General features: G+C 74.5%; 23 protein-coding genes. 12 read left to right on the top strand and 11 right to left on the bottom strand.

Features of this window, described 5'->3' with window-relative positions; genetic code table 11:
- Positions 1-29 precede the first annotated feature (29 nt).
- A complete protein-coding gene (locus ABD976_RS01460; RefSeq protein ID WP_345355827.1) occupies positions 30-689 on the top strand; it encodes a hypothetical protein in 660 nt (219 codons plus the stop codon).
- On the opposite strand, the gene ABD976_RS01455 is transcribed toward ABD976_RS01460, so the two are convergent.
- On the bottom strand, positions 652-2,652 hold the full coding sequence (locus ABD976_RS01455) for an NACHT domain-containing protein (protein ID WP_345355824.1): 2,001 nt from the start codon (positions 2,650-2,652) through the stop codon (positions 652-654). The two genes, ABD976_RS01460 and ABD976_RS01455, sit on opposite strands and share 38 nt — an antisense overlap.
- Positions 2,653-2,741: 89 nt before the next feature.
- On the opposite strand from ABD976_RS01455, the gene ABD976_RS01450 reads away from it, so the two are divergent.
- The 5 genes from ABD976_RS01450 (at position 2,742) to ABD976_RS01430 (ending at position 8,083) form a co-directional block, all read left to right on the top strand.
- Positions 2,742-3,650 carry a LysR family transcriptional regulator gene (locus ABD976_RS01450; RefSeq protein ID WP_345355821.1) on the top strand — a complete coding sequence of 303 codons (909 nt, stop codon included), beginning with the start codon at positions 2,742-2,744 and terminating at the stop codon, positions 3,648-3,650.
- A 144-nt stretch (positions 3,651-3,794) separates the two neighbouring features.
- Positions 3,795-4,973 carry a CaiB/BaiF CoA transferase family protein gene (locus tag ABD976_RS01445; RefSeq protein WP_345355818.1) on the top strand — a complete coding sequence of 393 codons (1,179 nt, stop codon included), beginning with the start codon at positions 3,795-3,797 and terminating at the stop codon, positions 4,971-4,973.
- On the top strand, positions 4,973-5,719 hold the full coding sequence (locus tag ABD976_RS01440) for a crotonase/enoyl-CoA hydratase family protein (RefSeq protein ID WP_345355815.1): 747 nt from the start codon (positions 4,973-4,975) through the stop codon (positions 5,717-5,719). The genes ABD976_RS01445 and ABD976_RS01440 overlap by 1 nt, the downstream gene beginning before the upstream one ends.
- Before the next feature lie 26 nt (positions 5,720-5,745).
- The gene (locus tag ABD976_RS01435) at positions 5,746-6,930 is read left to right on the top strand and encodes an acyl-CoA dehydrogenase family protein (RefSeq protein ID WP_345355812.1); all 1,185 of its coding nucleotides are present in this window, start codon (positions 5,746-5,748) and stop codon (positions 6,928-6,930) included.
- A gap of 67 nt (positions 6,931-6,997) precedes the next feature.
- Complete coding sequence (locus ABD976_RS01430; protein WP_345355809.1) at positions 6,998-8,083, top strand: sulfite oxidase; 1,086 nt, start codon at positions 6,998-7,000, stop codon at positions 8,081-8,083.
- A 76-nt stretch (positions 8,084-8,159) separates the two neighbouring features.
- Here the strand turns inward: ABD976_RS01430 and ABD976_RS01425 are convergent, their stop codons facing one another.
- From ABD976_RS01425 to ABD976_RS01410, 4 genes are all read right to left on the bottom strand, one after another.
- Positions 8,160-9,005 (bottom strand): Rossmann-fold NAD(P)-binding domain-containing protein, encoded by an 846-nt coding sequence (locus tag ABD976_RS01425; RefSeq protein WP_345355806.1) that lies wholly within the window; start codon positions 9,003-9,005, stop codon positions 8,160-8,162.
- A gap of 429 nt (positions 9,006-9,434) precedes the next feature.
- Entirely contained in the window at positions 9,435-10,796 is a 1,362-nt protein-coding gene (locus tag ABD976_RS01420; protein WP_369774546.1) for an alpha/beta hydrolase, read from the bottom strand.
- 41 nt (positions 10,797-10,837) lie between these two features.
- On the bottom strand, positions 10,838-11,551 hold the full coding sequence (locus ABD976_RS01415; protein WP_345355803.1) for an ABC transporter permease: 714 nt from the start codon (positions 11,549-11,551) through the stop codon (positions 10,838-10,840).
- 13 nt (positions 11,552-11,564) lie between these two features.
- Positions 11,565-12,449, bottom strand: coding sequence for an ABC transporter ATP-binding protein (locus ABD976_RS01410; RefSeq protein ID WP_345355800.1), 885 nt, complete (start codon positions 12,447-12,449; stop codon positions 11,565-11,567).
- Between the two features lie 166 nt (positions 12,450-12,615).
- On the opposite strand from ABD976_RS01410, the gene ABD976_RS01405 reads away from it, so the two are divergent.
- Positions 12,616-13,740 carry a sensor histidine kinase gene (locus tag ABD976_RS01405; RefSeq protein WP_345355797.1) on the top strand — a complete coding sequence of 375 codons (1,125 nt, stop codon included), beginning with the start codon at positions 12,616-12,618 and terminating at the stop codon, positions 13,738-13,740.
- Positions 13,737-14,339 carry a response regulator transcription factor gene (locus ABD976_RS01400; RefSeq protein WP_345355794.1) on the top strand — a complete coding sequence of 201 codons (603 nt, stop codon included), beginning with the start codon at positions 13,737-13,739 and terminating at the stop codon, positions 14,337-14,339. Before ABD976_RS01405 ends, ABD976_RS01400 begins: the two co-directional genes overlap by 4 nt.
- Positions 14,340-14,348: 9 nt before the next feature.
- On the opposite strand, the gene ABD976_RS01395 is transcribed toward ABD976_RS01400, so the two are convergent.
- Both ABD976_RS01395 and ABD976_RS01390 read right to left on the bottom strand, forming a co-directional pair.
- Complete coding sequence (locus ABD976_RS01395) at positions 14,349-14,975, bottom strand: LysE family translocator (RefSeq protein WP_345355791.1); 627 nt, start codon at positions 14,973-14,975, stop codon at positions 14,349-14,351.
- An 82-nt stretch (positions 14,976-15,057) separates the two neighbouring features.
- Positions 15,058-15,663 (bottom strand): TetR/AcrR family transcriptional regulator, encoded by a 606-nt coding sequence (locus ABD976_RS01390; protein WP_345355788.1) that lies wholly within the window; start codon positions 15,661-15,663, stop codon positions 15,058-15,060.
- A gap of 82 nt (positions 15,664-15,745) precedes the next feature.
- Between ABD976_RS01390 and ABD976_RS01385 the strand changes: the two genes are divergently transcribed.
- From ABD976_RS01385 to ABD976_RS01370, 4 genes are all read left to right on the top strand, one after another.
- Positions 15,746-16,915: a thiolase family protein gene (locus ABD976_RS01385; RefSeq protein ID WP_345355785.1), complete on the top strand. Its 1,170-nt coding sequence runs from the start codon at positions 15,746-15,748 to the stop codon at positions 16,913-16,915.
- 32 nt (positions 16,916-16,947) lie between these two features.
- A complete protein-coding gene (locus ABD976_RS01380) occupies positions 16,948-17,340 on the top strand; it encodes a Zn-ribbon domain-containing OB-fold protein (protein ID WP_345355782.1) in 393 nt (130 codons plus the stop codon).
- A 131-nt stretch (positions 17,341-17,471) separates the two neighbouring features.
- Positions 17,472-18,650 carry a CaiB/BaiF CoA transferase family protein gene (locus ABD976_RS01375; protein ID WP_345355779.1) on the top strand — a complete coding sequence of 393 codons (1,179 nt, stop codon included), beginning with the start codon at positions 17,472-17,474 and terminating at the stop codon, positions 18,648-18,650.
- Positions 18,647-19,444 (top strand): TIGR03084 family metal-binding protein, encoded by a 798-nt coding sequence (locus ABD976_RS01370; RefSeq protein ID WP_345355776.1) that lies wholly within the window; start codon positions 18,647-18,649, stop codon positions 19,442-19,444. Before ABD976_RS01375 ends, ABD976_RS01370 begins: the two co-directional genes overlap by 4 nt.
- A gap of 16 nt (positions 19,445-19,460) precedes the next feature.
- Here ABD976_RS01370 and ABD976_RS01365 read toward each other — a convergent pair whose 3' ends face one another.
- From ABD976_RS01365 to ABD976_RS01350, 4 genes are read right to left on the bottom strand one after another with little or no spacing between them, the layout of a single operon-like run.
- On the bottom strand, positions 19,461-19,928 hold the full coding sequence (locus tag ABD976_RS01365) for a hypothetical protein (protein ID WP_345355773.1): 468 nt from the start codon (positions 19,926-19,928) through the stop codon (positions 19,461-19,463).
- Positions 19,925-21,370, bottom strand: a complete 1,446-nt coding sequence (locus ABD976_RS01360; protein ID WP_345355770.1) for an ATP-binding protein — start codon at positions 21,368-21,370, stop codon at positions 19,925-19,927. The genes ABD976_RS01365 and ABD976_RS01360 overlap by 4 nt, the downstream gene beginning before the upstream one ends.
- Positions 21,364-22,038, bottom strand: a complete 675-nt coding sequence (locus ABD976_RS01355; protein ID WP_345355767.1) for a response regulator — start codon at positions 22,036-22,038, stop codon at positions 21,364-21,366. Before ABD976_RS01355 ends, ABD976_RS01360 begins: the two co-directional genes overlap by 7 nt.
- Positions 22,039-22,049: 11 nt before the next feature.
- Positions 22,050-22,670, bottom strand: coding sequence for a phosphatase PAP2 family protein (locus ABD976_RS01350; RefSeq protein ID WP_345355764.1), 621 nt, complete (start codon positions 22,668-22,670; stop codon positions 22,050-22,052).
- Positions 22,671-22,910 lie beyond the last annotated feature (240 nt).

Below are 22,910 nucleotides of genomic sequence, written 5' to 3'. Positions count from 1 at the left end.
CGCTCGGGTGATCCGTAAGATCCGGGCCCATGACGCAGCCACCGGCCGGAGGTGCCCCGTGGGGCGCCCCGCAGCAGCCGCACCCCGCACCTCCCCCGCCGGGGCCGTACCAGCAGCACCCGCAGCACCAGCCGTTCCCGCAGCACCCGCAGCCCGGGCCGTACCCGCAGCCCGGGCAGCAGCCGCCTCGGGGCAGCGGGCCGTGGACCCGGCCGGGCTGGGGGCTGATCCCCTCCGCGCTGGGCCTGGTGGTGGCCTCGATCGGCATGTTCGCCCTGGAGTGGGCCGACGGAGCCGGGATGTTCGACCTGGCCCGCGCCTACGGCGCCGCGATCGACCGGGGGCTGATCACCGGCAGCACGCTGCTGCGCATCCACCTGGAATTCGGCACGATCCTCCTGGTCGTGCTGATGGCGCTCTACAGCATCTCGTGGAGCGCGGGCGCCGTGCGCGGCAAGAAGACCGCCCTGCTGGTCCTCGGGAGCACGGGCAAGTCGGTGCGGGCGGGCAAGCTCACCGGGATGCGGATCATGGTGGCCGGCTGCGAGCTGGTCGTCGGGGTGATGTACCTGCTGCTGACGCTCCAGCTGTTCGACTTCGACGCCGCCCTGCTCGGCCCCGGGGTGTGGACGGTCTTCGCCGGATTCCTGCTCATGGCAGCGGGTTCGGCGATCGGTCCGCGCCGCTGACGGCCTCGGCCCGCGCCAGGTGGTCGTGGACCTCCGCGTGCCGGAACTGGTGCACGGGCCCGACCGCGCGCAGCAGCCCGATCCGGTGCGCGTCGTCGAGGAACCGCATCAGCCGCAGCGGCACGCGGCGGCGCAGGGCCAGGACGACCACGACACCGCCGTAGATCAGGCCGGCGAAACGCGGCGGGGATGCGCGGTCCTGCAGGAGCGCGACCAGCACCGCGGCCACCAAGGCGGGCACCAGGGTCAGGTTCCCGATGAGCCCGGCGCCGAACCCGATGATCAGCCCGGCCACGAGGACGAACGCCCCGATGCGGACGGCGCTGAGCCGCAGGTCGCCGCGCAGCGCACCGACCGGGTCCACGGCGAGCTGGTCGGGCACCGGTCCCGCCACCCACAGCACCACCCCGTGCAGCAGGCCGAGGACCAGGGCCAGCACCGCGAACTCCGCCAGCACGTCGATGCCGAGCACCGCGAAGGCGGCGCCGACCACGAGCCCGCCGAGCAGCCACTGCGCCACCGGGACCACCAGGCCGCGGCCGAGCTGCCCGCCCCGCTTCGACCACCGCAGGTCCACCTGGGCGGGCTCGGCCGTGTGCCCGGCCGCGAACCCGTAGGCCAGCCCGACGCCGAGCCCGCCGACCGCGCCCGCGAGGAACCCGGTGGACGGGGCGCCGAACCACCAGCCGCTCACCGCGCCGACCGCGCCCATCAGCGCGCCCAGCACCAGGCCGAACACCACGCCGAGGCCGGTCCGCAGCAGCGGGCCGAAGCGCAGCGCGCGATGCAGCCGCCACCAGGCGAACTCGCGGGTGCCGGTGGTGTCGAGGTGCCGGGCCAGCCAGGACAGCCAGCGCGCCGCGTCCTCGGCGTCCCAGCGCCGCCGCCCCCGCGGGGACGCGCCCAGCAGCGCCCCGACGAGGTGGTCGAGCAGGTGCCGGGTGATGTCGGCGGCGGCCGGGAAGCGCGACCGGTCGGTCAGCTCCCCCGGGTCCGCGCCGGTCCCGCCGTAGACCTGCCGCAGCAACCACACGTCCAGCGGGGTCCGCACGGCGCCCGCGACCGGGGCGTCGGCGTCGGCGTCGAGCTCGGCGAACACCCGCTCCCACCCCGGTCCACCCGAGGTGCAGCGCCGCAGGTGCGCGACCGCGTCGCCGGGTTCGAGGGCCGGTGCGACCACGACCGCGCCGGTGATGCTGTCCTCCAGCACCGCGTACTCGTCCGCGCGGCAGCTCAGGACGAGCGCGTCTTCCCTGGTCAGGGTCGCGTTCAGCGCGGTGAGCGCGGGTCGGCGCAGCGGCTCGGGCAGCTCGTCGAGGCCGTCGAGCACCGGCAGCACGCGGCCGTCGGCGACCAGCGTCGCGGGTGCGTCGGGGCCGAACTCCGGGGCACGCAACGCCGGGTAGTGCGCGGCGAGCGTCCGCGCCAGCCAGTCCGGGAACGCCTCGGCGGGCGGTGACCAGTCGGCGATCGGCAGCAGCACCGGGACCGGGTCCTCGGGCGCGCGGTGCACGAGCAGGTCGCGCACCAGCAGCACCGCCAAGGTCGTCTTGCCCGCGCCGGGCGCGCCCGTGATCACCAGCCGCGGGCGGTCGAGCGCGCGGAACCGGTCGGCCAGTTCGCCCGCCGCGCTCAGCTCGACGGCGTCCGCCCGCCAGCGCACCGCCAGCGGTTCGGGGTCGTCGAGCCGCCGCACCCGGATCTCGTCCCGCCACTGCCGCAGCACCAGCGCCGCGAGCACGTCGGCGGCCTCGGCCGCCCGGGTCGGCGTGGTCACCGCGGGACCGGCGGCGGGGCGCTGCGCGAACAGCGGGATGACGGCCACCACCAGCGACAGCAGCTGCGCCCACGACGCCGCGTTCTGCAAGCCCTGGACGCGCAGCACCCACGCGAGCCCGAAGCCGCACGCCACCAGGACCAGCACCAGCGCCGCGGTCCGCCACCGCACCCGAGCACCCGCCACGGCGGTCCATCATGGCAGGGATCCGAACGAGTTTCCCGGGTTCGCGGCGAAATTCCGCCCGGCCCCGCCGCCGGTAACCTGGGCCGTTGATGGAGATGTTGCACCTGCGGTACTTCGTGGCCGTCGCCGAGCACCTGAGCTTCTCGGGGGCGGCGCGGCGGTTGCACATGGCGACCTCGCCGCTGAGCCGCCGGGTGCGCGATCTCGAACAGGAGCTCGGCACCGCGCTGTTCGAACGGGATTCGCACCACGTGCGCCTCACCGACGCCGGTGCGGCGCTGCTGCCGATCGCCCGCGACGTGGTGGGCCGGTTCGACGACCTCCCGTGGCGGCTGCGGGAGGCCGTGCGGCCGCCCCGCCGGACCGTCCACATCGGCACCCCGCCCGGGTTGCACCCGCGGTTGCGGGAGCGGATCAAGGAGCTGGCGCGGCGGTGCGCCGCCGAGTGCGACATCAAGCGCTGGCCCGGCTCCAGCAGCGACCTGCTCGACGCGGTGCAGCGCGGTGCGCTGGCGATGGCGCTGGTGCACCTGCCGGTGCACGCCGAGGGCGTCGAGGTGCACGAGGTGCTGCGCGAGCCGCTGGGCGCGGTGCTGCCCGCCGCCGAGTTCGGCTCCCGCACCTCGGTGTCGCTGTCCGAGCTGGTCGACCACACCTACGTCTCGCCGGCGCCGGAGCTCCTGCCCGCCTACTACGACGAGCTCCTGGGGCGGCTGAAGGCCGCCGGGATCCGCCGGAAGGTGACCCTGAGCACCGGCGACTACGGCAGCACCGGCGAGGTGGTGGCCAACGGGTCCGCCTTCGCGATCTCGAAGCTGGCCCCGGGCAGCGGGATGGGCAAGTACCGGGACGACAACGTCGTGGTGCTGCCCTTCGAGGACTTCGACCCGGAGCTGCCGACCGGCCTGATCTGGCGCGCGGACCGCGCCGCGGCGCAGTCCGGGCTCGGCGAGCTGCTCGCCGCGGCGCGGCGGGTGCTGGACGGCGCCGGGGCGTGACCGCTGCGGTCACGCCGACGTTCGCGGATCGGTGACGCTGATCGTTTGAACTCCCCGGGAACGCGGACCTAAAGTAGTTAGCGAAGCAAACGAATTGCGCCGTTGCAGCCCGGCCGGCGCGGCTTCCCTTCCCCAGGAGTGGTGATGACCTCCGCCGCGAACGAACCAGGACCGCTGGCAGGCGTCCGCGTCATCGACATGGCGACCGTGGTGATGGGCCCGTACGCGGCCCAGATCCTCGGCGACCTCGGCGCCGACGTGATCAAGATCGAATCACCGCGGGATTCGGTGCGCGGTGGCGCCCTGTACCGGAACACGCCCGGCATGACCCCGCTCAACCTCGCGGTGAACCGGAACAAGCGCAGCGTCGCGCTCGACCTCAAGGACGACGCCGGGCGCGCGCGGGCGCTCGACCTCATCGCCGGCGCCGACGTGCTGATCACCAACATGCGCATCGACGCGCTGCGGCGCCTCGGCGTGGACCACGACAGCCTCGCCGCGAGCCACCCGGGGCTGGTCTACGCGCACGCCCAGGGCTTCCGCCCCGACTCCGACCGGGCCGGGCTCGCCGCCTACGACGAGACCGTGCAGGCCGCGTCCGGGCTGGTCGACGTCGCCGACCGGGCCGGGGACATCGGCGCCCCCGTGGTGCTGCCGAGCATCCTCGCCGACAAGGTCGCCGGGCTGACGATCGCCTACTCGGTGCTCGCCGCCCTGCTGCACCAGCGCGCCACCGGGCGGGGCCAGCTCGTCGAGGTGCCGATGGCCGACACGCTGCTGGCGTTCAACCTGGTCGAGCACCTGCAAGGCCGGACCTTCGAGCCCCCGATGGGGCCGACCGGGTTCACCCTGTCGATGAACAAGGGCCACCGGGCCCGCCCGACCAAGGACGGCCTGGCCATGATCGCGCCCTACACCGCGGGCAACTGCCGCGACCTGTTCCGCGCCGCCGGGCGGCCGGACCTCGCCGAGGACCCCCGGGTGGCGGGCGACCGGATCGACAACCGCACCGACGGCGAGGCGATCGCCGAGCTGATCGAGTCGGTCACCCCGAACCTCACCACCGCCGAGTGGATCGAGGTGTGCACCGAGCGGAGCATCCCGGTCGGGCCGGTGCTGCGGCTCGACGAGGCCGCCGAGGACCCGTACGTGCGCGACGGCCACCTGCTCGACCTCGCCGAGCACCCCAGCGAGGGCAGCTACCGGTCGATCGGCGTCCCGATCGGCTTCTCCGCCACCCCCGCGTCGGTGCGCAGGCACGCCCCGCTGCCCGGGGAGCACACCGCGGAGGTCCTGTCCGAACTCGACGCCGAGGAGCGGTGATGACCACGTCCGTGCGCACCGAGACCGCGGGCAGCGCCCTGGTCATCACGATCGACCGGCCCGAGGCGCGCAACGCCGTCGACGCCGAGGTCGCCCGCGGGATCGCCGCGGCGATCGACGAGCTGGAGTCCGACGCCGACCTGCGGGTGGGCGTGCTCACCGGAGCGGCGGGCACGTTCTGCGCGGGCATGGACCTCAAGGCCGCCGCGCGGGGCGAATCCCCGGCGGTGGCGGGCAAGGGGTTCGCCGGGCTCGCCGAAGCCGCGACCACCACCCCGCTGATCGCCGCCGTCGAGGGCTACGCGCTGGGCGGCGGGTTCGAGCTGGCCCTGGCCTGCGACCTGGTCGTCGCCGCCGAGGGCGCCACGTTCGCGCTGCCCGAGGTCAAGCGCGGCCTGATCGCCGCGGGCGGCGGCGTGCTGCGGCTGCCCAGGCGCATCCCGCACCACGTGGCGATGGAGGCGCTGCTCACCGGCCGGTCGATCACCGCGTCCCGCGCCCACGACCTCGGCGTGGTCAACCGGCTGACCGCCGAAGGCGCGGCGCTGCCGGTCGCGCTGGAGCTCGCCGCCGAACTCGCCGCGAACGCCCCCCTCGCGCTGGCCGCGGTCAAGCGGCTGGTCCGCGAGGCCGAACCCTTCGACCAGCACCGCGCGGAACTGCGCGCGCTGCGGGACTCCGCCGACTTCGCCGAAGGGGTGCGCGCCTTCACCGAGAAGCGCGCCCCGCGGTGGACCGGCCGCTGAACCACGACCCCACGGAGGCAACACCGATGCCCAGGACCGTCCAGACCGACCCCGACTTCTTCGGTTACGCCGAACTGCTCAGCGACGCCGAGCGCACCGAGCTCGCCGAGATCCGCGACTACCTGGAACGCGAGATCAAGCCGGTCGCCAACGCGGCGTGGGAGGCCGCGGAATTCCCGTTCGAGGTGATCCCGAAGTTCGCCGAGCTGCGGCTGGCCGGGTACCACTACCCCGAGTTCGGCGACGGACGCCCGCGCAGCCCGCTGTTCAGCGGCTTCCTCAGCCTGGAACTGGTTCGCACCGACCCGTCGCTGTCCATCTTCTCCGGCGTCCACACCGGACTCGCGATGGGCAGCATCAACGGCGGCGCCGACGAGGAGCAGCGCAGGCGCTGGATGCCCGGCATGGCGGCGATGGACGCGATCGGCGCGTTCGCGCTGACCGAACCCGAGGGCGGCTCCGACGTCGCGGGCGGGATGCGCACCACGGCCCGCCGCGAGGGCGACGAGTGGGTGCTGCGCGGCGCCAAGCGCTGGATCGGCAACGGCACCTTCGCCGACCTGATCGTGGTGTGGGCCCGGGACGTGGCCGACGACCAGGTCAAGGGATTCGTGGTCGGCAAGGGCGCGCCCGGCCTCACCGCGTCCAAGATCGAGGGCAAGATCGCGCTGCGCACCGTGCAGAACGCCGACCTCGTGCTCGACGACGTCCGGGTCCCGGAAGCCGACCGGCTCCAGCGGATCAACGGCTTCCGGGACACCGCCAAGGTGCTCGCCGCCACCCGCGGCGGCGTCGCCTGGTCGTCGCTGGGGGTGGCGCTGCGCGCCTACGAACTCGCCCGCGACTACGCGGTGCGCCGCGAGCAGTTCGGCAAGCCCATCGGCTCCTACCAGATGGTGCAGGACCTGCTGGTCAAGATGCTCAGCAACATCACCGCGATGTTCGGCGTGGTGGTGCGGCTCAACGAGCTCGTCGCGCAGGGCCGCGCGGGGGCCGACCGGGCCGCGCTGGCCAAGGCGTTCACCACCACCCGGATGCGCGAGGTCGTCGCCTGGGCGCGCGAGCTGTTCGGCGGCAACGGCATCGTGCTGGAGCACGAGGTCGCCAAGTTCTTCGCCGACGCCGAGGCGTTCTACTCCTTCGAAGGCACCCGGGAGATGAACACCCTGATCGTCGGCAAGTCGATCACCGGGCTGAGCGCTTTCGCGTGATCGCCGCGTGCCGGTGGGGCCGGGGGCGACCACACTGCGGGGAGGCCGAACCGGAGGAGGTGCCGCCGTGGCGTGGGGCAAGCGGGCGGACGTGATCGTGCACGAGCGGGAACCGTTCAACGCCGAGCCGCCCCGCGCGGCGCTGGCGGCGGCGCACCGCACCCCGCTGGACACCTGGTACGTCCGCAACCACGGCCCGGTGCCCGGGATCGACCCGGCGGGCTGGCGGCTCCGGGTGGGCGGGCGCGTCGCCCGACCGCTGGAGCTGTCCCTGGCGGAGCTGCGCGGCCGGTTCACCGCCCACGAGCTCGTCGCGACCCTCCAGTGCGCGGGCAACCGCCGGGCCGGGCTGGCGCAGGTGCGCGACATCCCCGGCGAAGCCCCGTGGGGTCCGGGCGCCACCGCCACGGCGAGCTGGACCGGGGTGCGGCTGGCCGACGTCCTGGCCGCCGCCGGGGCCGACCCGGACGCCGGGCACGTCGCCTTCGAGGCCCCCGACGTGTCCCGCATCGCCTCGCCCCCGCAGCGGTTCGGCGGCTCCATCCCCGCGGCCAAGGCGCGCGGCGGCGAGGTCCTGCTGGCCTGGGCGATGAACGACGAGCCGCTGCCCGCCGTGCACGGCGCCCCGGTGCGCGCGGTGGTGCCCGGCTACATCGGCGCCCGCAGCGTCAAGTGGCTCGACCGGATCACCGTGCAGGACCACCCGTCGGACAACTTCTTCCAGGCCACGTCCTACCGGCTGCTGCCACCGGAGGCCGACCCCGCCGCGGCCGGACCCGGCGACGGGATCTCGCTCGGGCCGCTCGCCCTGAACTCCGACATCCTGCTGCCCGACGACGGCGCCCGGCTGCGCGCCGGACCCGCGACCGTGCGCGGGTACGCCTTGGCCGGTGACGACCGGGAGGTCGCCCGCGTCGACGTGTCGGCGGACGGCGGGCGCACCTGGACCCAGGCCGAGCTGGACGGCCCGCCCGGCCCGTGGACGTGGCGGCTCTGGCGCACCTCGCTGGACCTGCCGCCGGGGCCGGTCACCCTCACCGCCCGCGCGTGGGACAGCACCGCCGCCGCCCAGCCCGAGCACGCCGCGCACCTGTGGAATCCCAAGGGGTACGCCAACAACGCCTGGGCCCGGATCCATGTCACGTCAGTTTGAAGTGCTGTGGTCCTGTTGCGTGGCGGTGCGGGTGGCGGAACCACCCGCACCGCGCGCCAAAAAGACCACGGCACCTTCAACTCAGGACTGCTCGGTAGCCCTCCCTGTAGGTGGGATATTGGAACTCGAAGCCGGTTTCGCGTAGGCGGTCGTTTCGGCAGCGCTTGCCCTGGCCGCGTGGTTGCTCGTCGTCGGCGACGGGTGGGTGCTCGACGCCGAGCTCGTCGGCGAGGAAGCGGAGCACCTCGCCTCGTTCGCACGGTTCGTCGTCGACGCCCAGGTAGAGCGGGGCGGGAGGGGTGGCGCGGGTGCTCAGGTGCGCGAGGGCGGCGGCCGCGTCGTCGCGGTGGATGCGGTTGATGAACACCGGGGTGCGCGGGAGGGTCGCGGTGCGCTCGGCGACCGAGGTGAGCAGCGGGCCGCGCCCCGCTCCGTAGAGCCCGCCCAACCGCACCGCGCTCGCGGTCGGCAGCCGCTCGTGCAGCAGCTCCTCGGCTTCGCGCAGCACCGCCGCCGTGGCGGTCGGCGGGTCGGCCGGGGTGCGCTCGTCGATCCAGCTCCCGTCGGCGGTGCCGTGCACGGCGGTGGAGGACACGAACAGGGTGCGCGGCGGCGCCGGGAGCCCGTCGACGGCGTCCAGCAGGTTCCGCAGGCCCGCGACGAAGGTGTCCCGGTAGCCCTGTTCGGTGCGCTCGCCCGGGGTCAGCGCCACCACGAGGACACCGGTGTCCGCGGGCAGCCGGGGCACCTCGCGGCCGAGGTCGACCGCGCGCCCCTCGATCGGCGCCGGAATCCGGTCCGGCCGCCGCCGGAGACCGAGGACCCGGTAGCCGCTCGCGGCGAGCCGCACGCCCACCCGGCCACCCAGGTCACCGCAGCCCGCGAGGACCGCGGTGCCGCTCGTCGTCGCCTCGTGGTTCATCGGTCCAGGATGCCCGAGGCCCGGTCGCACGCGTCCGCGCCTGCGCGGCCGAGTGCCCCCGAAAGCAGATCGCGCCGGGCGAGACCGCCCACGGCGCGGCGATCTCCGGATCGGGGTTCGTGGGCGAGCTGCTCGGTGACCGCACCGACCGGGCCGCGCACCCGCCACCCGTTCACCCGGTAGAACACCAGGTGAGGGGCACCCTTGTCCAAGTTACTTGGGCAAGGGTGCCCCTCACTCAGCTCCCGAACGGGTGAGCCTCACCCGGAAGGCTGGTGAGTGAGGGGCACCTTCATCCGGCTATGTCGGATGAAGGTGCCCCTCACCTGGCGAGAGGTCACCCGTCCGGCGTCACGGCGGTGCGTCAGGCCGGTCCGGAGCCGCAGGCCAGGTCGTGCTCCGGACGCTGCCCGTCGACCAGGAAGCGGGTCACGACCTCGTCCACGCACGGGTTGTCGAAGTACCGGTAGGCGGGATGCCGCCCTGGTCGGCGGTGACCATCCGGGCCCGGTCGCCGAGGGCCTGCCGCATCCGCTGCGCGCCGGCCAGCGGCGTCGCCGGGTCGCGGAGGTTCTGCAGGAGGAGCACGTTCGACGGTCCCCGGTCGGTAATCTCCACCGGCGGCTCGGTCGGCTCGGACGGCCAGAACGCGCAGGGCGTGATGTTGGCCGCCGCCGCGCCGAACATCGGGTGCTCGACCCGGTCGCTCGCCACGTTGCGCTGGTAGGTGCGGACCGACTCCGGCCAGTCGGAGTCGTTGCAGATCACGTGGAGCTGGCTGGCGAGGTAGTTCTCCGGGCTCGGCATGGTCTCCGGCGGCGGAGCGCCGGTGTCGAGCGCCTGCCAGGTCGCGGCGAGGTTCGGGAACGCCGCGTCGTAGTACAGGTTGCCGAAGGTGAGCTGCCGGAACTGCTCGCCGTCGATGCCTCCCGGGCTCGGTCGCGCGTCCAGCCGCGCGGCGAGCTCGAAGTACGTCGCCCGCACCTGCTCCGGCGTCTCGCCGAGGCCGTAGTCCGGGTGCGCGGCGGCGAACTCCGCGAAGTCCGGGAAGCGGTCCTCGAAGCCCCGGCCGAACGACCGCGACATGGTGGCGTCCCAACCGCCGGGGCCGGTGGCGCTGTCGAGCAGGAACCGATCGCTGCGGTGCGGGAACAGCGTCGTGTACACCGCACCGAGGTAGGTGCCGTAGGACGGGGCGAAGTAGGACACCTCCGATTCGCCCAGCGCCGCCCGCACCCGGTCCAGGTCGCGCGCGGTGTTGGCGGTGGTGATGTGCGGCAGCAGCGCCGCGGTCCGCGACGAGCCGCACCGCTCGGCGATCCCGGCGACCTCCCCGGCCCGCTCGGCGACGTCGGCCGCGTCGAGCGCGTGCGGTGGGATGTTGCTCCGGTACTCCGGTGGGAGGTCGCAGGTCACCGGCGTGCTGCGGCCGACACCGCGCGGGTCCATCCCGATCACGTCGTAGCTGTCCAGCACGCCGCGCGGCAGCCCCATGTCCCGGAGGGCGGCCGGGAAACCCAGCCCCGGCCCGCCCGGCCCGCCGGAGTTGGTCAGCAGCACGCCCCGGCGCTGCTCCGGGTTCGCGCTGGCCAGGCGGGAGATCGCGAGCTCGATCGTGCGCCCGTCGGGATCGCGGTAGTCCAGCGGGACGTCGAGCGTCGCGCACTCCAGACCGGTGCCGACGCCCGCCGGGCACGGGCCCCACTCCAGGGTGTCCGCCGCGCCCGCCACCCCCACCGGGACCGACGAAGCCACCACCGCGGCGGCGAGGGCGGTCAGGAAGGTGCGCATTCGGATTCCTCCTCGGGATCGGCGCGAGCAGCCGTTCGCGGTCATCGGCGCGGCTCCCAGCGGAACAGCCGGAACGCCAGCGCGACGGCGACCACGGCCCAGCTCGCGGTGGGCACCAGCAGGACGAGCGAGTCGGCGGCGCCGCCGTTCCAGGCGTCGACGACGAGTTCGGTGGCCGAGCCGCCGGGCAGCAGCCGCTTGAGCAGGGTGAACTCCTCGGTGCCGGTGAGCCCCACCCAACTGGCCACGGCGATGGTGCCGAGGCTGACCGGCAGCGTGGTCACCTGGGCGTGCTCGGGCGAGTTCGTCAGCCCCGCGGTGGCCAGGCCCAGGCCGAGCAGCATGATCAGCGCCGCGAGGACCGCCACCGCCAGCAGCAGGACGTCGGCGGGCTCGCCGGCCACCGCGGCCAGCACGGCCAGGATCAGCACGAGCTGGACCAGCGTGATGGCGGTGATCGGCAGCAGCAGCCCGGACAGGATGCCCGCGTCACCCGCCGCGGTCGAGCGCAGCCGCTTGAGGAAGAGGTTCTGGCGGCGCGCGGCCAGCGTGGTCACCGCGGTGGTGTAGAGCCCGAAGGCGCCCACCGTGAACACCACCACCGCCGCGATGTACCCGAGGCTGCCCAGGGCCGTGAACACCTCGTGCTGCTGGACGAAGAAGGCGCTGACCGCCACGGGCATGACGAGGCTGGTGAGCAGCACCAGCCGGTTCCGGGAGAGCTGGACGAGTTCGCTGCGCGCGATCGAGAGCATGGCGGAGGTCCTTTCAGGAGGTGCCGACGGCGCGGAAGACGTCGTCGAGCCGGGTCGGTCCGGCTTCCAGGTCCCGCAGTTCCACGGCGTGCTCCCGCGACCAGTCCAGGAGGGTGTGCAGGTCCTGCGGCAGGCGGAAGGTCTCGACCAGCACCGCCCCGTCCCGCCCGCGGTCGGCGGGCAGCGGCAGCGGCGGGGCGGCGGGCGGGAGGGTGCAGCGGATGGTGGCGGGCAGGGTGCGCGTCAGCTCGCCGACGGTGCCTTCCCGGTGGAGGGCGCCCTCGTGCATGAGCCCGATGCGGTCGGCGCGCTGCTGGGCCTCCTCCAGGTAGTGCGTGGTGAGCACGACGGTCGAGCCGTCCTCGCGCAACCGGTCCACGGCGGCCCACAAGTCGTCCCGGGACTGGACGTCCAACCCGGTGGTGGGCTCGTCCAGGACGATCAGCTCCGGCGTCCCGTACACGGCGGTGGCGAAGTCCAGGCGTCGCTTCTCGCCGCCGGAGAGCTGGGACACCTTGGTCCGGGCCTTGCGGGTGAGGCCGACGATGTCGAGCACGCGCCCGACCTCGTCCACGCGCCGGGTGAGCCCGCCGATCAGCCGGACGGTCTCACCCACCGCCAGGTCCGGGGAGAACCCGCTCTCCTGCAGCATGACGCCCATCCGGGGCCGCACGGCGCGGCGGTCGCGCGGGTCGCCGCCGAAGACCCGGACCGAACCCGAGGTGGCGGCGCGGTGGCCTTCGACGACCTCCAGGGTCGAGGTCTTGCCCGCCCCGTTCGTGCCGAGCAGGGCGTAGAGCTCCCCGCGGCGCACCTGCAAGGACAGGTCCCGCACGGCGTGGAAGTCGCCGTACGCGACGTTGAGGTCTTCGACGTCGACGACTGGTGCTGTGGTCATGCGTCCATGACAGCCGCCGACGCGCTCGTCCGGCAGTGCGGCGACGTCACCACTTCCCCATGACGTCGCGCGGGGTGGACCCGTGACGTGGTGTCACTGGTGGCCCCGGGCGGCGGGCCGGATACTGGGCGCCGAACCCGCTGCTCGACCCCTCGGAGCGCCGCACATGGACACCGCGCACCATCCTGCGACGCGGGGACGGCTGCGCCACCTCAACCTCACCATGCTGCTCCCGACGCTGGCCGTCACCGGGGTGGTGCTGCTGGCGGTCGACGCCCGCTCCTGGTGGGAGGCCGTGCTCCTGGCGCTGGGCGCGGCGATGCCGGTGGTGGCCTTCGTGCGGTGGGCGGCGGGCGAGCTCGCCCGCGTCGCGCTCCCCTGCCTGGTCGTCGCGGCGGCGGTGTGGGTCGTCGGGATGCTGGTGGGCAGCCACACGGCGTTCTACGGCATCTCGTTCGTGGGCCCGCTCGTCGTCCCCCGGCTGCCGCGCCACCGCGGCGCGGCGGCCCTGGGGCTGTGCGCCTTCGTCGCCGGGGTGGGGGCGGTCCGGCTCCTGATCGAGCAGGGCGACGTCCGCGGCGTGCTCCTCGCCTACGTCCTCGTCCCCACGGCGGTCACCGTGGTGGTGACCGGGCTGATGTTCCCCAACCAGCGGTTCTACGACGTGGTCGCGGACCTGGAGGAGGCCCGGGAGCGCGAGGCGGAACTGGCCGTCGCCCGCGAGCGGATCCGCTTCGCCAGCGAGCTGCACGACATCCAGGGCCACACGCTGCACGTGGTGAAGCTGAAGGTCGCGCTGGCCCAGAAGCTCGTGCGCGGCGACGTCGATCGGGCGGCGGAGGAACTGCGCGAGGTGCACGCCCTCGTCTCCGACACCATCGCGCAGACCAAGGAACTCGCCTACGCGCAGCGGCGGCTCAACCTGGCCGCCGAGCTGGAGAACGCGAAGAACCTCTTCGAGGCCGCGGGGATCCGGGTGCGCGTCGACCGCGAAGCCGAGGTCGATCCCCGCGCGGGCGAGCTGCTCGGCCAGGTCCTCCGGGAGACGACGACCAACATCCTGCGGCACGCCCGGGCCGAGGAGGTGCGGATCACCCTCTCCGCGGCCGGTATCGCCATCGCCAACGACGGCGTGCCGAGCGACCCGCTCCCCGAGCTCAGCGGGCTCGCCACCCTGCGACGGCGGGTGGCCGACGGCGGCGGGGAGCTGACCGTGGCGCGGGAGGGCGGACGTTTCCTGACGGCCGCGCGGTTCCCCGGGTCCGGACCGGTTCGGGAGGACGACCGATGACCACCGTGGTGCTCGCCGACGACGAAGCCCTCCTCCGCAAGGCGCTGGCGTCGCTGCTGCCCCTCGAAGGCGAGATCACCGTGCTCGCCGAAGCCGGGGACGGCGAAGCGGCCGTGCGGGCCACGCTGGAGCACGAGCCCGACGTGCTCGTCATCGACCTGGAGATGCCCGGCGTGGACGGGCTCGGCGCCGTCGCGGAGATCCGGCGCGCGCGGCCGGACCAGGTGGTCCTCATGCTGACCCGGCACGCCCGGCCCGGGGTGCTGCGCAAGGCGCTGAAGCTCGGCGTCCAGGGCTTCGTCAGCAAATCGGCGGAGCCGGAGCACATCTCGTCGGTCATCGCGGCGCTGCACGGGGGCAGGCGCTGGGTCGATCCGGACGTCTCCGCGCTCGCCGTGGTCGACGACTGCCCGCTCACCGACCGCGAGCTCGACGTGCTGCGGGTGACCGGCGAGGGGTACTCGGTCGCCGACATAGCCGCCCAGCTCCACCTGGCGCAGGGCACCGTGCGCAACTACCTCTCCAACGCGATGCAGAAGACCCAGACCCGGACCCGGCACGCCGCCGCGCGGTACGCGCGCGAGCACGACTGGCTGTAGCGGGCGCCGTCACCCCACGGCCATCTTGACGCCGAGGCCCAGCAGGACGCCCGCCGTGATCCGGTCCATCCAGCGGCGCACCCGCTGCCGCAGGAAGAACGTCCGGGCCCGACCGGCCGCCCACACCAGGCCGGGCAACCACACCAGGGTGAAGGTCAGGTGGATGGCCACCAGCACCGCGCCCCAGGCCGCGGACTGCGACTGCGCCGGGATGAACTGCGGCAGCAGGCTCATGTAGAACACGCCGACCTTGGGGTTGAGCAGGTTGGTGACCAGCCCCGACCGCAGCGCGGCGAGCCGTCCGCCGGCGACCACGACGGCCTCCGGATCGCTGTCGACCCGGTTGCGCGGCAACGACTTCCAGAGCGCGGAGCCGCCCAGCCAGATCAGGTAGGCCGCGCCGAGCACCCGCACCACGTCGTAGGCGATCTCGGACGCGGTGAGCAGGGCGGTCAGCCCCACCACGCTCGCGGTCCCCCAGGCCAGGCAGCCGAGGGCGATGCCGACCGCGGCGGCGAACCCCCGCCCGCGCCCGCCCAGCAGCGAGTGCCGGAGGACCAGCATGGTGTCCAGGCCCGGCGTGACCACGCCGAAGAACGCCACGACGACGAAGGACCACAGCGCTGCGCTGCTCACCGCGCATCACCTCGCGAAAGAAGCGGGAACCTTCGACACGGTACCGCCCGGGAGCGCCCCGCCGCGGCTTGCGGGGCGGCGTTCAGGCCGTGGCGCGGACGCCCGCGACGACCGCGTCGACCAGCGCGGCCACGTACTCCGCCGACTCCGCACCGGCCTGCTCGCGCAGGTGCGGCGGGGTCGCGCCGACGTGGTTGGTGACCCCGCCCGCGACGAGGTCGGCGACCAGGGCGACCGAGGTCCCCGGCGGCAGCTCACCCCGGTCGATGCCGCGGCGGACGATCGCGCGGGTGGCCCGGATGTGCTCCGGGTAGGGGTCGCCGGCCAGCACGTCCTTGAGCTGCGGCACGCGGTGGGCGTCGACCGAGAGCCGGCCGACGAGCTTGCCGTCGTCGCTCCGCAGGTACGCCATCCAGCGGGTCGCGAACTCGATCAGGTCCGAGCGCAGCTCGCCGGTGTCGATCTCGGCGATGAACCGGGTGCGCGCCCGCACCGCTTCGACCAGGAGATCGGCCTTGGACGGCCAGCGCAGGTACAGCGACCCCTTGCCGACCCCGGAGCGCCTGGCGACCTCGTCCAGGGTGAAGCCGTTCCAGCCGCGCTCGGCGTAGACGCTGCGGGCGGCCAGGTGGGCGCGGCGCTCCAGCTCGGGGTCCCTCGGTCGTCCTACTCGTCGGGTCTCGGCCATGCCGCACATCTTTCCACCACCGCACTATTTACGACGATAACCGTCCGCAATAGGATGCGACCTGCGAGCACCAGGAGGCGACATGGACGTCCCCGACGTGGCGATCGCCGGACTCGGCATGACCGAGATGGGCAAGGTCCACGACCGCAGCGCGGCGCAGTTCGGCGTGGACGCGATCAGGCTGGCCGCCGCCGACGCCGGGATGCCGGTCGCCGAGATCGACGGGCTGCTGGTCAACCCGGGCATCAGCGGCGGCATCGACCTGGGGATCCAGCGCGCGCTGGGGTTGCGCGACCTCGGCTTCGCGGCCCAGGTCCAGGCCTACGGCTCCTCGGCGGGCGCGATGGTGGCGCAGGCGTCGCTGGCCATCGCCGCGGGCATGGCCACCGCGGTGGCGTGCGTGTTCGCCGACGCCCCGCTGAAACCGCAGGCCAGCACCGGCGCCGCCTACGCCGACCCGGCCAGGCGGGTGCGGCCCGGCTTCGCGGGCCTGGCCGCCGCGGGCGGCGCCCTCGGCCCCAACGCCGGGTACGCCCTGGCCGCGCGCCGCCACATGGACACCTACGGAACCACCAGCGAGCAGCTCGGGGCGATCGCCGTCAGCACCCGGGAGTGGGCGCGGCTGAACCCGCTGGCCCAGATGCGCGACCCGATCACCGTGGCCGACCACCAGAACTCCCGGTGGATCGTGGAACCGCTGCACCTGCTGGACTGCTGCCTGGTCTCCAACGGCGGCGTCGCGGTCCTCGTCACGGCCGGGCCGAAGGCCCGCGACCTGCGGCGGCCCGCGGTGCACGTGCACGGGTGGGGGCAGGGCCACCCCGGCCGCACCGACCGCGCGGGCAGCGACTTCGGCCTGGTCACCGGTGCCGCCCGGTCCGGCAGGGCGGCGATGCGGATGGCCGGGGTGCGGCCCGAGCAGATCGGCGTCCGGGAGATCTACGACTGCTACACCTACACCACCCTGGTGACCCTGGAGGACTACGGCTTCTGCGCCAAGGGCGAGGGCGGCGCGCTGGTGGCCGACGGCGCGCTCGGCCCCGGCGGTGCGCTGCCCACCAACACCGGCGGCGGCCAGCTCTCCGGCTACTACATGTGGGGCATGACGCCGCTGTCCGAAGCGATCGTCCAAGCCCGCGGCCAGGCCGGACCGCGCCAGGTCGAACGCAACGACCTGGTCCTGGTCAGCGGCAACGGCGGCGTCCTCGACCACCACTCCACCCTCGTCCTCAGCCCCGCACCGCGGACCTGATCCGCCCCGGACGGTCATCCCGAGGAGGCCCGATGCCGGTCCACCCGTTGCAGCGCGATCCCGAATCGGCCCCGTTCTTCGACGGCACCGCCGAGGGCAGGCTGCTGATCCGCCGCAGCCCGAGCACCGGCGAGCACCTCCCGCCCGCCGCGCAGACCGGCTCCGACGGCTCGACCGACCTGGAGTGGGTCGAGGCGAGCGGGCGCGGCCGGATCGCCACCTGGGCCGCCGTGCACCGCAAACCCGACGCCGAGGGCCGCACGCACCCGGTCGTCATCGCCATCGTCGAGCTGGCCGAGGGCCCCTGGCTGCACGCCCGCATCGTCCGCGCCGCGCCGGAGGAGGTCCGCAGCGGCCGGGAGGTCGCCGTGGAGTTCGAGCGCCCCGAGGGCGGCGAGGCGATCCCGGTCTTCGCCCTCGCCTGAGGGTGGTTTTCGCCGATGGGGTGCGTGGCGGTGCGGGTGGCGGAACCTCAGAGGTCTTCTCGCTCCGGGAGCCGCTCCTGACGTACCCGCTTCGTCCCGCACCGCGAATCCCCGCCATCGAGGAGGATCACGTGCCCGCTGGTAGCTCCCCACCACGTCCCGCGGACGGCATGCGCGTCCTGGACTTCACCCAGAACGTCGCCGGTCCGCTGGCCGGTCAGGTGCTGGCCGACCTCGGCGCCGAAGTGATCAAGATCGAGGCGCCGACCGGCGAGGCCGCCCGCCAGATCACCGCCACCACCCCCGGCCAGGAGCACCTCGCCCCCTACTTCCTGCCGAACAACCGCGGCAAGAAGTCCTTCCAGGTGGACCTGCGCACCCCGGAGGGCGCGGCGCGGGTGCTCGCGCTCGCCGACACCGCCGACGTCGTCCTGGAGTCGTTCCGCCCCGGTGTCATGGCGCGGATGGGCCTGGACGCCCGCACCGTCCAGCAGCGCAATCCCCGGTGCGTCTACGCCTCGCTGTCCGCCTACGGGGGTCGGGGCGAGCAGGGCCGGCGGCCGGGCGTCGACCTGATGGCGCAGGCGGAATCGGGGCTGCTGACCGGGCTCCGGGACGCGGACGGGGCGCCGCTGTTCGTGCGATCGACGATCGTGGACGCCGCCAGCGGTCACGTGCTCGCCCAGGCGGTGCTCGCCGCGCTGCTGAACCGCGAGCGCCACGGGGTCGCCGACGTCATCGGCGTCTCGCTCTACGACGTGGCGTGCGGCCTGCAGTCGAACAACCTGACCATGCAGCTGAACACCGACCCGGCCCGGGCCGACGCGCCCGGGAAGTCCCGCGTCGCCACCGCGCCCACCGGCGCCTTCCGGGCCGCCGACGGCCGGTACCTGGTGCTCACCGCCTACGTCCCGAAGCACTGGGCGCTGCTCACCGAGACCATCGGGCGTCCCGACCTGGCCGCGGACTCGCGTTTCCTGGACCAGGCGCGGCGGGCGCGGCACGGCGCGGAGCTGACCGCCGAGCTCGACGCCGTGTTCGCCACCCGGGACGCGGCGGACTGGGTGGCGGACCTGCAACGCGCCGGGCTGATGTGCTGCGAGGTCAAGTCCTGGTCGGAAGTCGTCTCGTCCGCGCTGTTCGCCGAGAACGAGCTCGCGGTCACGGTCGCCGAGGGGGAACGCGCGGAGACGGTCGTCCGGACCCCCGCCCGCTACGCCGGGTTCACCCCCGCCGCGACCCGTCCCGCTCCCGGGCTCGGCGAGCACAACGCCGAGCTCCTCGACGAGCTGTCGCGGCGGCAGCGGTGAACCGGTACGGCGAGATCCTGGACGCCCTCCGCGCGGAGGGCGCGGAGCTGGACGCCGTCGTGGCCCCGCTGTCCCCCGACCGGTGGGCGGCACCGACCCCCGCGGCCGGCTGGACGGTCGCGCACCAGATCGCGCACCTGGCCTGGACCGACGACCGCGCGCGGCAGGCGATCACCGGCCCCGAGCTGTTCCGCGAGCGCAACCGGGCCGACGCGCAGCTCGGGGTGCGGGTCACCGACGCCACCGCGACCGAGGGCGCCCGGCAGGACCCCGCGGAACTCCTGCGGCGGTGGCGCACCGGTCGCCGGGCCCTGCACGACCTGCTGGCCGCAACCCCGGCCGACACCCGGGTTCCCTGGTTCGGGCCGCCCATGAAGGTCCCGTCCCTGGCCACCGCCCGGCTGATGGAGACCTGGGCCCACGGCCAGGACGTCGTCGACGCGCTCGCGGTGCACCGGGAACCGACCGCCCGGCTGCGCCACGTCGCCCACCTGGGCGTGCGCACCCTGGGCTTCGCGTTCGAGCTGCACGGCCTGCCGGTCCCCGAAGCACCGGTGCGGGTGGAGCTGACCGCCCCGGACAGCGAGCTGTGGACTTGGGGGCCGGCCGGTGCGACCGACCGCCTCACCGGGCCGGCGCTGGACTTCTGCCTGCTCACCACGCAACGCCGCCACCGCGACGACCTCGCGCTGGAGGCCGCGGGGGAGACCGCGCGGCGCTGGCTCCGCCTGGCCCAGTCGTTCGCCGGTCCCCCGGGCCCGGGCCGTCCCCGCACCACCGACCGGGCGGACTGAGGGCACCGCCGCCGGATCAGCCCGGGCAGTGCCCGGTCGTCCGCGCGGACCCGGCGCCCAGCAGCTCGACCCGCGTGGTGCCGCCGGGGTCGGTGGCCGCCGCGGTGCACGCGATCTGCTCGACGGCCGTGCCGGACAACCGGGCGGTGGGCACGGCGGTGGTCACCAGCATGCGACCGGACGAGCGCGGGGTCGCCGAGAACGGGGCGGCCTCGGGCGGGACCTCGCTGCCGAGGCCGCGGGCCCGCTCCTGCTCCGTCGGGCCCGCCGCGAGCAGCGCCAGGACGTCGGCCCGCGCGAGCGGCGGACCCGGCCGCCGGACCGCGACGAGCCGGCCGTCCGAGACGAAGTGCAGCGTCGTCGCGGTGCTGGGCTCGACCGGCCCGCTCGGTGGGGACGCGCCCCGGATGACGCCGCTGGGCTGCACACCACACCCCGCGAGCAGCACGAGCCCGAACGCGCAGACCAGCGCGGACCACCTCATCCGTCCTCCTCGCACCGGGCGCGCCGGGGCAGGCGCAACGTGAACGCGGCCCCGTCCGGACCGCCGCCGGCGACCAGGGTGCCTGCCCGCTCGCCGTCCCGGTGCAGCCGGGCGTTCTCCCGCGCGATGGCCAGGCCGAGACCGCTGCCGCCGGACCGCGCCCTGGCCGCGTCGGCCTTGTAGAAGCGGTCGAACACGTGCGGCAGCACGGCCGGGTCGATGCCCGGCCCGTGGTCGCGGACCTCCAGCACGAGCCAGTCCGGGTCGTCGTCCAGCAGCCGCACCAGCACCGGGGGCTCGCCGTGCCGCAGCGCGTTGCCCACCAGGTTCGCCACCACGACGTCGACGCGGCGCGGATCGAGCCGGGCCGTCACCCCGGGCGGGAGCTCGGCGTCGACCTGCTCCGCCCAGCCCCGGGAGCGCAAGGTGGTGCGGACCAGCGCGGGCACGTCGACCTCGTCCAGCGCGAGCGCCGCCGCCCCCGAGTCGAACCGGCTGATCTCCAGCAGGTCCTCCACCAGCCGGGTCAGGTGGTGGGTCTCCCGGCTGACCAGCCGGGCGGCCTGGCCGGTCTGCGCGGGCAGGTGCGGCGCCTCCTCGTCGAGCACGTCGGCGACGGCGGTCAGCGCCGCCAGCGGCGTGCGCAGCTCGTGGGACACGTCGGCCGCGAACCGGCGGGCGTCGGCCTCCATCGCGCGGAGCTGGTCGACGTGCCGCTCCAGCTCGACGGCGGTGGTGTTGAAGGTCCGCGCCACCTCGGCCAGCTCGTCGGAGCCGCGCACCTGGATCCGGGTCCGCAGGTCGCCCTCGCCGAGCCGCTGCGCCGCCCGGCCGAGCTCCCGGGCCGGGCGCAGCACGCCGCGCGCGGCCAGCCAGGCCAGCAGCAGCGCGAACACCAGGGCACCGCCGCCGACGCCCCAGGCGGTGACCGCGAGCCGGGTGATGCTCTCCTGCTCGGCCAGCAGGCTCCGCGACGCGTACACCTCGATGCCGGACGGCCGGGGCGCACCGTCCGGTCCGACGACCAGCAGCGGCACCCCGATCAGCAGCACGGGACGGCCGCCGCGCACCTGGCGCTGCCACGCGAGGTCGCCGTCGCGCACCGCCGCGCGCAGCTCCGGCGGGACCACCTCGGGTGCCAGCCCACCGGACGAGCGCACGGCGCCGCGCACCGCCACCGCCGTGCCGTCGCGGTCGGTGGTGGCGGCGGCGATCTCGTCGAGCTCGGCGGGCCCCGGTTCGCGGTCGCGCAGCGGGTACAGGCCGACCAGCTGGTCGGTCACCTCCCGCACCGCGGCGTCCTGCGCGCGTTGCAGGATCGCCGTGCGGGCCTGCGCGTACATCCCCCCGGCGACGGCCGTGGTGGTCACCAGGCACAGCACCGCGAACGCGAGGGACAGCCGGGCGCGCAGGCCCAGCCGCTCGCCGAGCCGCGTCAGCACGGACCGAAGCGGTAACCGAAACCGCGCACCGTCTGCACGTACACCGGGCTCGCCGGCTCGTCCTCGATCTTCGCCCGCAACCGCTGCACGCACGCGTCCACCAGGCGCGAATCGCCGAGGTAGGCGTAGTCCCACACCGATTCCAGGAGCTGCTGGCGGCTGTGCACCCGCCCCGGCGCACCGGAGAGCTCCAGCAGCAGGCGCAGTTCGGTCGGCGGCAGCCCGATCGGCACCCCGCGCTTGGTGACCACCAGCCCGGCCCGGTCGATGGCGAGGTCGCCGTGCCGCTCCTGCTCGGCCTGCTCCCGCCGGGTCCGCCGCAGCACCGCGCGGACGCGGGCCTCCAGCACCCGGGGCCGCACCGGCTTGACCACGTAGTCGTCGGCGCCCGCTTCGAGCCCCGCCACCACGTCGAAGTCGTCACCCCGGGCGGTCAGCATGATGATCGGCAGCTCGCCGCTCGCGCGGATCCGCCGGCACACCTCGAAACCGTCCAACCCGGGCAGCATGAGGTCGAGCACCACGGCATCGGGCGGATCGACGCGCAGCCGCTCCAGACCGCGCTCGCCGGACTCCACCGCGCACACCGCGTGGCCCTGCCGGGTGAGGGCGAGTTCGAGCCCCTCCCGCACCGCCGGGTCGTCTTCGATCAGCAGGATCCGCGACATGCCGCCGAGTATCACAGCGGGCTCCGGGCACCGGCCGCGAGACGGCCCACCGCCCCGGCCACCAGCACGGCACCGAGCGCGTCGCTGGGCCGGTGCCACCCGGCGAGCACGGTCGACGCGGCCACCAGGACCACCGCGACCACCCCCGGCGCGACGCACCACCAGCGCGCACCGCGGGGCACCACGAGCAGCAGGGCGACCACCAGTCCCGCGACGGCGGCGACGTGCCCGCTGGGGAAGCTGTTGTGCGCGGTGGCACCGACCAGGTCGAACTCCGGCCGCGGCAGCAGCACCTTGAGCAACCGGGCGGCGACCACCGTCCCGACGACGACGCCGGCGGCCGACAACGCGTCCCGGAACCGCCCCCGCACCACCGCCACCAGCACGACCCCCACCAGCAGCGCGCCCAACACCACCGGATCCCCGGAGAACCCCAGCAGCTCCCGAGCAAAACTCCCGGGCTCCGCCAGCGAACCCAACCAATACCCGTCGACCCGCTGCCCCACAGGAGTCCACACGAAGAACCCGAAGCTCAACCCGAGCGCGACCAGACATCCCAGGACGCCGGGGAACCGAGGACCTGCGCCGAGCCCGGGACGCGTGTTCGGGGGCACCGGAGCAGCAGCATTCATCACCACGCCACCACCCTCACCCCCAGGTGTCCCCGCACCATCCCCACCAAGTCACAACCACGTCACCAGAAGACCAGGAACAAGGCGAACCCGAGGCCCAAGCCAAGCCATGCCCAACCCGCACAAAGAACCCAAACCTCACCAGGTCAGCACACTGGAGACGCTGCGGCGAAAGCTGTCGGACCTGGCCGCGCCGCCCCAACCGACCGTTCATACCTGAGGGTTCGGTGCCACCTGCGG

Source organism: Saccharopolyspora cebuensis (assembly GCF_039542665.1).
GTDB classification, from domain to species: Bacteria; Actinomycetota; Actinomycetes; order Mycobacteriales; family Pseudonocardiaceae; genus Saccharopolyspora; species Saccharopolyspora cebuensis.
The sequence above is the reverse complement of the archived record's forward strand: the minus strand, read 5'-3'. Positions and strand labels throughout refer to the sequence as shown.